11 protein-coding genes are annotated in these 10,036 nt (G+C 72.9%); 4 read left to right on the top strand and 7 right to left on the bottom strand.

From position 1 onward, the window contains the following. Positions 1 to 136: 136 nt before the first annotated feature. The 3 genes from ACFXHB_RS12835 to ACFXHB_RS12825 form a co-directional block, all read right to left on the bottom strand. Positions 137 to 1,951 (bottom strand): NHL domain-containing thioredoxin family protein, encoded by a 1,815-nt coding sequence (locus tag ACFXHB_RS12835; protein ID WP_380574061.1) that lies wholly within the window; start codon positions 1,949 to 1,951, stop codon positions 137 to 139. Positions 1,952 to 1,998: 47 nt separating this feature from the next. Continuing rightward, positions 1,999 to 3,030 carry a Fic family protein gene (locus ACFXHB_RS12830; protein WP_380574060.1) on the bottom strand — a complete coding sequence of 344 codons (1,032 nt, stop codon included), beginning with the start codon at positions 3,028 to 3,030 and terminating at the stop codon, positions 1,999 to 2,001. Between the two features lie 108 nt (positions 3,031 to 3,138). Next, on the bottom strand, positions 3,139 to 3,348 hold the full coding sequence (locus ACFXHB_RS12825) for a hypothetical protein (RefSeq protein ID WP_380574059.1): 210 nt from the start codon (positions 3,346 to 3,348) through the stop codon (positions 3,139 to 3,141). A 92-nt stretch (positions 3,349 to 3,440) separates the two neighbouring features. Here ACFXHB_RS12825 and ACFXHB_RS12820 point away from each other — a divergent pair, with 92 nt between their 5' ends. Further along, positions 3,441 to 3,926, top strand: a complete 486-nt coding sequence (locus tag ACFXHB_RS12820; protein WP_380574058.1) for an LURP-one-related/scramblase family protein — start codon at positions 3,441 to 3,443, stop codon at positions 3,924 to 3,926. Positions 3,927 to 3,975: 49 nt separating this feature from the next. Here the strand turns inward: ACFXHB_RS12820 and ACFXHB_RS12815 are convergent, their stop codons facing one another. Next, complete coding sequence (locus tag ACFXHB_RS12815; protein WP_380574057.1) at positions 3,976 to 5,205, bottom strand: glutathionylspermidine synthase family protein; 1,230 nt, start codon at positions 5,203 to 5,205, stop codon at positions 3,976 to 3,978. Between the two features lie 5 nt (positions 5,206 to 5,210). Next, positions 5,211 to 5,564: a hypothetical protein gene (locus ACFXHB_RS12810; RefSeq protein ID WP_380574056.1), complete on the bottom strand. Its 354-nt coding sequence runs from the start codon at positions 5,562 to 5,564 to the stop codon at positions 5,211 to 5,213. Positions 5,565 to 5,728: 164 nt separating this feature from the next. Between ACFXHB_RS12810 and ACFXHB_RS12805 the strand changes: the two genes are divergently transcribed. Then, complete coding sequence (locus ACFXHB_RS12805; protein ID WP_380574055.1) at positions 5,729 to 6,151, top strand: DUF350 domain-containing protein; 423 nt, start codon at positions 5,729 to 5,731, stop codon at positions 6,149 to 6,151. Between the two features lie 109 nt (positions 6,152 to 6,260). On the opposite strand, the gene ACFXHB_RS12800 is transcribed toward ACFXHB_RS12805, so the two are convergent. Next, positions 6,261 to 6,620: a winged helix-turn-helix transcriptional regulator gene (locus ACFXHB_RS12800; RefSeq protein ID WP_380574054.1), complete on the bottom strand. Its 360-nt coding sequence runs from the start codon at positions 6,618 to 6,620 to the stop codon at positions 6,261 to 6,263. 98 nt (positions 6,621 to 6,718) lie between these two features. On the opposite strand from ACFXHB_RS12800, the gene ACFXHB_RS12795 reads away from it, so the two are divergent. After that, positions 6,719 to 7,609: an NAD(P)-dependent oxidoreductase gene (locus ACFXHB_RS12795; RefSeq protein ID WP_380574053.1), complete on the top strand. Its 891-nt coding sequence runs from the start codon at positions 6,719 to 6,721 to the stop codon at positions 7,607 to 7,609. A gap of 109 nt (positions 7,610 to 7,718) precedes the next feature. On the opposite strand, the gene ACFXHB_RS12790 is transcribed toward ACFXHB_RS12795, so the two are convergent. Beyond that, positions 7,719 to 8,774 (bottom strand): aldo/keto reductase, encoded by a 1,056-nt coding sequence (locus tag ACFXHB_RS12790; RefSeq protein WP_380574052.1) that lies wholly within the window; start codon positions 8,772 to 8,774, stop codon positions 7,719 to 7,721. 264 nt (positions 8,775 to 9,038) lie between these two features. Here ACFXHB_RS12790 and ACFXHB_RS12785 point away from each other — a divergent pair, with 264 nt between their 5' ends. Continuing rightward, positions 9,039 to 10,025, top strand: coding sequence for a class I SAM-dependent methyltransferase (locus tag ACFXHB_RS12785; RefSeq protein ID WP_380574051.1), 987 nt, complete (start codon positions 9,039 to 9,041; stop codon positions 10,023 to 10,025). Positions 10,026 to 10,036: the final 11 nt, after the last annotated feature.

Here is a 10,036-nt window from a genome sequence, read left to right as displayed (position 1 = left end):
CTCCCGGCGTGGCTCGGCGGTCAAGGGCTTCCTGGGCGGCTTGCCCCGCCCCCCCACCCCTCGAAAACCCCCCCCCGCGGCCGCCGCCCCGGGGCCGGGGGGGGCCATCCGCGCTGCCGTCACCGGCCGGTGACGGCTACTCCATCCCGGCGAGCACCAGCGGCAGCCGGCGGGCACCGTCCTCGGCCAGCTTCACCGGCACGCCCCAGTCCTGCTGGTGCACGTGGCAGGACGGGTACTCGATCTCCGGGTCGTCGTCGCAGGAGGCGGCCATCGCCGAGACGTGCAGCACGCCCTCGGTCACCCGGTCGGAGAGCACCAGCTCGCGGGAGAGCGCGGTGTCCGCTCCCGCGCCGGAGACCAGCAGCTCGGGCGGGGTGGAGCTGACCAGCAGCCGGGTGGACGGGCCGTAGCGCTCGTCCAGCTTCTGGCCGGTGGGCGCCGAGAAGACCACGTCCAGCCGCAACGCACCGGGGGCGACCTCGGTGGCGGCCCGCTGGGTGCGGTGCGCCACCGACTCGACGCGGACGGCCTCCTCCGGCAGCCGCAGCCGGGTCAGCCGGTGCCGGGCGGACTCGACCACCACGATGTCGCCGTCGACCAGCACCGCGCCGGAGGGCTCGCGCAGGTCGGTGGCGAGCGTGGTGACCTCACCGCTCGCCGGGTCGAACCGGCGCAGCGCGTGGTTGTAGGTGTCGCTCACGGCCACCGAACCGTCGGGCAGCACGGTGACGCCCAGCGGGTGCTGGAGCAGCGCCTGTCCGGCCGCGCCGTCGCGGTGACCGAAGTCGAACAGGCCGGTGCCCACGGCCGTCCGGACCGTCTTTGTTTCACGTGAAACCGAACGCAGGGCCGAAGTCTCCGAGTCGGCCACCCAGAGCAGCTCGCCGTCCGCCGAGACGGCAAGGCCGGACGGCTGGGCGAACCAGGCCTCGGCGACGGGGCCGTCGACCAGGCCCTCGTTGGTGGTGCCGGCCGCGACGCCGACGGTGCCGGTGGCCGGGTCGTACGCCCAGAGCTGGTGGACACCGGCCATGGCGATCCAGACCTTGCCGTCGAACCAGGCGACGTCCCACGGCGAGGAGAGGTCCACCTCGCGGGCCGGGCCCTCGGTCGGGGAGCCCTGCCACCACTGCCGGCCGGTACCGGCCAGGGTCTCGACGCTGCCGTCGGCCAGCCGGACGCCGCGCAGCGCGTGGTTGACGGTGTCGGCCACGATCACGTCGTAGGCCGAGCCCGCCGGGAGCAGGGCCAGCCCCTGCGGCTCGCTGAACCGGGGGGCGGCGCCGTCGACCAGGCCGCGCACGCCGTCGCCGATCCGGCGGACGACGCTCTCGCCGTCCTCGGCCAGCTCGACCAGCGAGTGGTGGCCGGAGTCGGCGACCAGGAAGTGGCCGTTCGGCAGCCGCACGGCCTTGCCGGGGAACTTGAGATCCCCCGCGGTGGGCTCGGGCGGCACGTACGGGCCGTCGCCGCGGCGCAGGGTGCCCTTGGCCGCGTGCTCCTCCTCCAGCTCCTCGACCAGCCGGGCGATGGCGTGCGCGTGCCCCTCGCCGGCGTGCTGGGCGACCACGTACCCCTCCGGGTCGATCACCACCAGCGTCGGCCAGGCCCGCACCGCGTACTGCTTCCAGGTGGCGAGCGCCGGGTCGTCCAGCACCGGGTGGTGCACCTCGTACCGGGCGACGGCGTCCACCACGGCCTGGTGGTCGGCCTCGTGCACGAACTTGGGGGAGTGGACGCCGACGATCACCACGGTGTCGCGGTGCTTCTCCTCCAACTCGCGGAGTTCGTCCAGGACATGGAGACAGTTGATGCAGCAGAACGTCCAGAAGTCCAAGACGGTGATCTTGCCCCGGAAGTCGGCGAGCGTGAGTTCCCTGCCGCCGGTGTTCAGCCAACCGCCTGCCCCGACCAACTCGGGGGCGCGTACACGTGCACGAGATGCCATACCCCCATCAAACCGCACACCCGGTGTCCGCATTCCGGTGTCGGGCGTCATGCTGTGGAGCGGGGCCTCCGTTGATGTTTCGCGGCCTTGTAGGCCGCGACGGATTTGCGCGAGGAGCGCCAAACTCCGTCGGAGCCCTGTGCGGCGTTCAGGCGACCACGCTGGGCCGCCTGTCGGAGCGCTGCGAGGGAGAGCTCCTGGTCGACGAGCGCGGCGAGCGGGACCATCCTCGCGGGGCCGGCGACGTTGGGGACGATGAAGCGGTTGAGGTTGTCCTCCATGGCCCGGGCGATCAGTTCGCCGAGGGTGCCGTAGTCTCCTGCGTCCGCTCTGCGCAGCGCGGTCAGGTACGCGTCCCGCTGTCGCTTGAAGATGATGATCGGCGGATATCCGAGGCGGACGAGGACAAGGTTCATGACGAGTCGGCCCGTTCGACCGTTGCCGTCGAGGAACGGGTGGATTCGCTCGAAGTGGTCGTGGATGCGGGCCAGTTCTTCGGGGAGCGGGCGCCCGAGATCCGCGCTCTTCTCGATCAGCTGGCCAAGGGCGCAGACCTCGGTAACCCACTGCTCGACCTGTGCCGGCACCAGCGGCCAGCGTGGCGGCGTCATTCCCTCGGCGAAGGGGGCGATGTCGTGTTCGCGGAAGCTGCCAGGGCCCTCGCGGTCACCTGCCTCCGGGTGGGGCGCCACGTTCCAGACCGGGGTCATGGCTGTGTGGTGGATATGGCGGATCTCGCCGAGGGTGATGAGGCGCCCGTCATGCCAGGCGTCGGGTTCCAGCGCCTGGCCGTACACCCAGCGGGCGGCGTCGGCATATCCCTGGACCTCGTTGTACTCGCTGAGCGGCTTCGCTCCGACGGCCCGTCCTTGATCCAGGAGTGCTTGCACCTCGCGCAGGACCAGTGTGTTGCCCTCAAGCGCGGTGGAGTGGTGTGCTTCCTGATGCCAGATGTCGTCCCAGATCTCCTGGGCCTCTCTGGGGCTGGGGAGTCCGCCGAAGCGCTCGTTCAGCTCCGTCAGCGCGCCGGTGAGTCGGTTGTAGACCGTACTGCGGCTGGGCCTGCCCCGTCCGGCCAATGTCGCTCTCCTCGGAGTTGATACACACCATGAGTGGCTAATTGAACTTATCAACTCCGAGGCTCACCGAGAGGCTGACCGGTACATGCGGGCCCTGGGGCAAGATCTCTACGAGAACGTCCAGAAGTCCAAGACGGTGATCTCGCCCCGGACGCCGGCGAGCGGGAGCTGCTTGCCGCCGGTGAAGGTGTAGAGGGCCGGGTCGGCGAGGGCGGCGGCCATCGCCTCGGCGTGCTCGGGCCCGATCGGGAGCAGGTCGAGGCGTTCGGTGCGCAGGATGACGGCGGTGGGGACGGCGGTGTCGTCGGAGGGGTTCACGGGGCCATTCAACGCCGATGTGTGGCGGTGCTTCGCGCGGGGAGACCGATCGGGTCGAATGGACGGCACGTCCACGCGCAGGAGGAGGCGGTATGCGGTACCTGGTCAGGGAGAAGTTGTTCACGATCGGTGACGACTACTGGATCGAGGACGACCGGGGGCACAAGGCCTTCCTGGTGGACGGGAAGGTGTTGCGGCTGCGCCACACCTTCGAGCTGAAGGACGCCGGCGGCCGGGTGGTGGCGGTGGTGAAGGAGAAGGCGTTCACCGTCCGGGACGCGATGAAGATCGAGAACGCCGACGGCGACGTGGTCGCGACCGTCCGGGAGAAGCTGTTCACGCCGTTCCGCGACAAGTACCTCGTGGAGCTGGCCGGTGGCGGCGAACTGAAGATCCACGGGAACCTGATCGACAAGGACTACCGGATCGAGAACGACCGCGGCGACGACCTCGCCCGGATCTCCCGCAAGTGGTTCCGGATCCGTGACACCTACGGCGTGGAGGTGGCCGACGGTGCCGACGCGGGGCTCCTGCTGGCGGTGGCGGCCTGTGTGGACCACCTGACGGAGGAGGACTGACCCCGGGTGGGAGGCGCGGGCCGGGCCGACCGGCCCCGGCCCGCGCCGGTCAGACGATGATGTGCGGCAGGAAGCGGGCGCCCTGGTGGGTGATCGGGCTGTCGTCCGTCTCGCGGATGCCGAGGCCCGCCGCCTCGCCGTCGATCACCCAGGTGCCGAGGACCGGGCGGTTGCCGTCGAAGTCGGGCAGCGGGTGGTACTGCTGGTAGCAGTGGCCCTCGGCGCCGTAGCGGTCCGGGTCGCCGGCCCAGTCGGCGAGCCGGGTCTCGCCGCCGTCCGGCCCGACGATCCGGATGCCGGCGCCCTCCCGGCCGAGCAGCGGCTTGGCCGCGTACCCGGGCCCGGCCGGGTCGGCGAGTTCGCGCGGGCCGTCCAGGTAGGCGGGCAGCAGGTTGGGGTGGCCGGGGTTGAGCTCCCAGAGCACCGCCAGCAGCGCCTTGTTGGAGAGCAGCATCTTCCAGGCCGGCTCGATCCACAGCGTGGAGCCGGTGCCGCCGCCGTGGTCGATGACGTCCAGCAGCTGGGCGCCGAACTCGTCCTCGGCCAGCCACTCCCACGGGTAGAGCTTGAACGCCGAGCGGATGAAGCGGTGTTCGAGGTCGACGAAGCGGCCGGAGAGGCCGTCCCAGCCGATGTCCTCCATGGCGATGCCGACCGTTTCGAGGCCGGCCTGCTCGGCGCACTCCTGGAGGTAGAGGGTGGTCATCCAGTCCTCGCCCTCGGTGTCGCCGCGCGAGTGGGCGAAGTGCACCGGGCCGGGCGGCAGCAGGTGCTTCTGGCGGGTCCAGGAGGCGACCAGCCGCTCGTGCAGCGAGTTCCACTGGTCCGCGGCGGGGAACCGTTCCTCCATCCAGAACCACTGCGGGCCGGCCGCCTCGATCAGCGAGGTCGGGGTGTCGGCGTTGTACTCGAACAGCTTGGCGGGACCGGTGCCGTCGTAGGCGAGGTCGAACCGCCCGTAGACGGCCGGTTGTTCGGCGCGCCGCCGCCAGGACTCGGCGACGGTGGCCGCGAGCCGGGGGTCGGTGATCCCGTAGTCGGCGAACCGGCCGGTGCGGACCACGTGGTCGGCGGCGGCCAGGCACAGCTCGTGCAGTTCCTCGACGACCTCCTCCAGCGCCTCCACCTCGGGCAGCGAGAACTCGTAGTACGCGCTCTCGTCCCAGTAGGCGTGCGGGCCGCCCTGGTTGCAGGGGTCGGAGCACATGGCGTAGATCAGGCCCTGGCCCTCGACGGTGGCCAGCCAGTCGGGACGCGGGTCGATGGTGCGGCGGCGCACGGTGGTCAGCCCCCGCCCGAGCCGCTGGAGCCGGACGGGCAGCCGAAACCGCCGCGCTTGGTGGCGGCCTTGTCGAAGGTGCCGCCGAGCGCGGTGGTGGTGCCGGAGCCGCAGTAGTACCAGCGGCCGGCGGCGGCCGTCGTGGTGCCGCCCGCGCACGCGTGGCTGTCCAGCACCTTGAGCGTCGACGGGTCGACGCAGCGGCTCGGCGTGGAGCCACCGCTGCCGGAGGAGCAGCCGGACAGGGCCAGGGCGAGGGTGCCGACCATGCCGAGGGTGACGAAGCCCGAACGGCGCCGGGCGTCCTGGCCCGGGCTGCCGGGCCCTGGGGCTGGGATGGGTGGCTGCGACGGCGTCATGGCGCCCGATGGTACGCGTGGGGCAGGACAGTACGGGAGGGGCCCCGGATTCCTGTTCGGCCACGGGGGCGATGGGATATGTTTTGCCGATCCTTGACCGTCGGACGTGGCCCCGGCCTGGTCCGACGGGATTCAGTGAGCGGACACGGGGGACGGACACACCCATGAACGACATCCTGTACGGCCTCGGTGCGGCGGCCGCCTTCGGCGCCGTCGGTGTGGTGCTGCTGCTCCTCGGCGTCGGTCTGGTGGACGTGCTGACGCCGGGCCGGCTCGGTCACCAGATCTGGGTGGAGCGCAACCGCAACGCCGCCGTGGTGCTCAGCTCCGCGCTGCTCGGTATCGGCGGGATCGTCTTCACCGCGATCATGTACACCTACGCGGACTTCGGCAAGGGCCTCGTCTCCACGGCCTGCTTCGGTCTGCTCGGCCTGGGGCTGATGGCCGTCGCGTTCTGGGCGGTGGACATCCTGACGCCCGGCAAGCTCGGCGTGATCCTGGTCGACCCGGAGCCGCACCCGGCGGTCTGGGTCACCGCCAGCTGCAACGTCGCGGTGGCGGCGATCGTGGCGGCCGCGATCGCCTGACCCGCGACGGCCTGACTCGCGATCGCCCGGCCCGCGACCGCCCGGCGCGGGGCCGCCCGGCCCGTCGGCGCGGGGTCGGCCCGGCGCGCCGCCCCCGTGCGCCGTCGCGTCACCCGGCCCCCCGGACGGGGTGCGCGTCCCCGCCGAGGACGTGCTCGCGGCCCCAGGCCCCCAACGGTGCCAGCGCCGCGTTGAGCTGCGCCCCGACCGCCGTCAGTGAGTACTCGACGCGCGGCGGCACCTCCTCGTACGACTCGCGGTGCACGATGCCGTCGGCCTCCAGTTCGTGCAGATGGGCGGCGAGCACCTTCTCGGTGATCCCCGGCACCAGGCGGCGCAGCTCGCCGAAGCGGCAGTACGGGCGCTCGTCCAGCGCCCAGAGGATCAGCACCTTCCACTTGCCGCCGATCACGTCCATCGCCGCGTCGATCCCGCAGACGTACGCACCCGGCCTCGGCACCGTCGCCATCCCCCACCCCTCCCGACCTCATCGCTCACCTCAGGGTAACCACCCACTTCGAGGTGCGTACTTGTCCGCCGACCGCCCCGGCGAAGAGCCTGATCAGCATGGCACAGAACATCGTTGACCCCCTGTCGAAGACCTCCGTCACCCTGCTCGGACTCGGTGCGATGGGCACCGCGCTGGCGCGGACCTGGCTCGCCGCCGGGCATCCGCTGACCGTCTGGAACCGCACCGCCGCCCGGGCCGAACCGCTCGCCGCCCAGGGCGCCACCGTCGCCGGCACCGCCGCCGAGGCGGTCGCGGCCAGCCGGCTGGTGGTCGTCTGTCTGCTCGACGACGCCTCCGTCGAGGAGGCGCTGGAGGGTGTCGAGCTGGCCGGCCGGGACGTCGTCAACCTCGTCACCAGCACCCCCGGCCTCGCGCGTGCCCGCGCCGCCTGGGTCCGTGAGCGCGGTGCCCGCTACCTGGACGGCGGGATCATGGCCGTCCCGCCGATGATCGGCGTCTCGGCGGCCGGTCCGTACGTCTTCTACAGCGGCTCGTCCGAGCTGTTCGAGCAGCACCGCGACACCCTCGCCGTCCCGGCCGGCACCCGGTTCGTCGGCGAGGACGCCGGCTTCGCCGCCCTGTACGACGTGGCGCTGCTGAGCGCCATGTACGGCATGTTCGCCGGGGTGGCGCACGCCTTCGCGCTGATCGGCGAGGAGGCCGTGGCCCCCAGTGACCTCGCGCCGCTGCTGACCTCCTGGCTCCGGGCGATGGCCGGCTCGGTGGAGCAGAGCGCCGCGCAGTTGGAGGCCGGTGACTACACCCTGGGGGTGGTCTCCAACCTCGCCATGCAGGTCGCCGGCACCCCCACCTTCCTGCGCACCGCCGAGGAGCAGGGCGTCAGCCCGGAGCTGCTCGCCCCGTACTTCGCGCTGATGGCACGTCGGCTCGCGGAGGGGGCCGGAGCGGAGGACCTGGTCGGCGTGGTCGACCTGTTGCGGAGCTAGGCCCTCGGCGGGACCCCTGCCCTGATGATCGGAGGTCACGGCCGACGCGGGGCGCGGGCCCGCGGGCGGTTCGGAGGCGGCCCGACCCGCCGGCCCCGGGCGCGGGCAGCTAGCCCGCCGCGCGGTCGGTGGCGGGGCGGCGGCGCAGCGCCGGGTCGGTGAGGGCGGGCGGCTGCCAGACGCCGTCCGGGTGGTAGACGTTCCTCCCGGGCGGCACGATGGCGTCGATCCGGTCGAGGGCGGCGTCGTCCAGGGTGAGGTCGGCGCCCTTGAGGGCCGCGGCCAGCTGCTCCCCGGTGCGCGGGCCGATGATCACCGAGGTGACGGCCGGGTGCGCCAGCGGGAAGGCGAGGGCCAGTTCGGGCAGGGTGCGGCCGAGGTCGTCGGCGAGCGCGGTCAGCTCCTCGACGGCGTCCAGCTTGGCCGCGTTGACCGGCAGCGCCGGATCGAAGCGGGCCGGGGTGAGGGCGGCGCGGCCGGTGCCGAGGTCGATCGGGCGGCCCTTGCGGTAGCGGCCGGTGAGGAAGCCGGAGGCGAGCGGGCTCCAGGTCAGCACGCCCATGCCGAGCCGCCGTGCGGTCGGCAGCACGTCCCGCTCGATGCCGCGGGCGAGCAGCGAGTACGGGGGCTGCTCGGTGCGGAAGCGGGGCAGGCCGCGGCGTTCGGCGACGTGGTACGCCTCGACGATCTCCTCGGCGGGGAAGGTCGAGCAGCCGAAGGCGCGGATCTTGCCGGCCGTGACGAGGTCGCCGAGCGCTGCGAGGGTCTCCTCGATGTCGGTGGTGTGGTCGGGCCGGTGCACCTGGTAGAGGTCGATCCAGTCGGTGCGCAGCCGGCGCAGGCTCTCCTCCACCTCGTGGACGATCCAGCGCCGCGAGTTGCCGCGCCGGTTGCGGCCCTCGCCCATCGGGAAGTGCACCTTGGTGGCGAGGACGACGTCGTCGCGGCCGCCGCGGCGCCGCAGTGCCTCGCCGACGATCTCCTCGGACTCGCCCGCCGAGTACATGTCCGCGGTGTCGACGAAGTTGATGCCCCGGTCGAGGGCGGTGTGGATGATGCGGGCGCAGTCGTCGTGGTCGGGGTTGCCGACCGGGCCGAACATCATGGTGCCCAGGCAGTAGGCGCTCACCTCGATGCCGGTGCCGCCGAGGACGCGGTAGCGCATGGTTCAGCCTCCTTGTTCGGGATGGGATCCGTGCCGAGGCGACCGACAGTAGGGGCTGGAGCGCGCTCCAGGGCAAGCGTCGGCGACCCGGTGGCGTCGGTGGTCGGGCGAGGTCCCTTTTGCGGAACCGGCAACAGGGCTTGCCGGTGAGGCGACCGCTGTCGCAGCCTGGCGCCGGAGGTGATCGCCGGGGCCGGCCGCCGCGGCCGCGGAGCGCGGGAACCCCACCGTCGTGAACCCTCCTCCACCGGAACGGAGTACGTCATGAACCGACCGCACCACGCCGCGCCCGGCCACGGACCGGAGCACGGCCACGGACCGGAGCACGGCCACGGCCCTGGCCACGGCCCCAGCCAAGACCAGGGGCACCAGCACGGGCACGGGCACGACCACGGGGCCGGCGGTGACTTCGACTGGGACGCCCTCGCCACCCTGCTGGAGCGCGAGGCCGAACTGCGCGCCCCCGCCGTCACCCAGGCCGCCCACTGGCTGAGCGGGCTGCTGGACGGCGGTGCCGCGCACGGCGGCGTCCGGCGGGTCCTGGACGTCGGCAGCGGGCCGGGCGTGATCGCGGGGCTGCTGGCCGAGGTCTTCCCGGACGCCGAGGTGGTCGCGGTCGACCAGTCCCCGGCCCTGTTGGAGCGGGCCGGGGCCCGTTCGGCCGGCCGCCTCACCACCCGCCAGGCCGAGCTGCCGGGCGACTTCGGCACGCTCGGCGCCGCGGACCTGATCTGGTCCGCCAACACCGTCCACCACCTCGGTGACCAGCAGGCGGCGTTGACCGCGTTGGCCGGCTCCCTGCGCCCGGGCGGCCTGCTGGCCGTGGCCGAGCGCGGACTGCCGTTGCGCTTCCTCCCCCGGGACATCGGTCTCGGCCGGCCGGGCCTCCAGGCCCGACTGGACGCCGCCCAGGAGGAGACCTTCGCCGAGATGCGGGCCGAACTCCCCGACACCGTGGCCACGGTGGAGGACTGGCCCGCGTTGCTGGCCGGGGCCGGCCTCGTCCCCAGCGGCACGCGGACCTTCCTCACCGACCTGCCGGCGCCGCTCGACCCGACGGCTCGCGGCTATCTGCACACGCTGCTGAGCCGGCAGCGCGGGCGGATCGGTGAGGGCCTCGACGCCGCCGACCGCGCGACCCTGGACGCGCTGCTCGATCCCGCCGCTCCCACCGGCATCCTCAACCGGCCGGACGCCTTCTACCTCACCGCCACCACCGTCCACACCGCCCGGGCGGCCGGCACCGAGTGACGCGGGCACCG

It is taken from the genome of Kitasatospora sp. NPDC059327 (assembly GCF_042752535.1).
Taxonomy (GTDB): Bacteria; Actinomycetota; Actinomycetes; order Streptomycetales; family Streptomycetaceae; genus Kitasatospora.
This window is presented reverse-complemented; position numbering and strand designations above follow the sequence as displayed.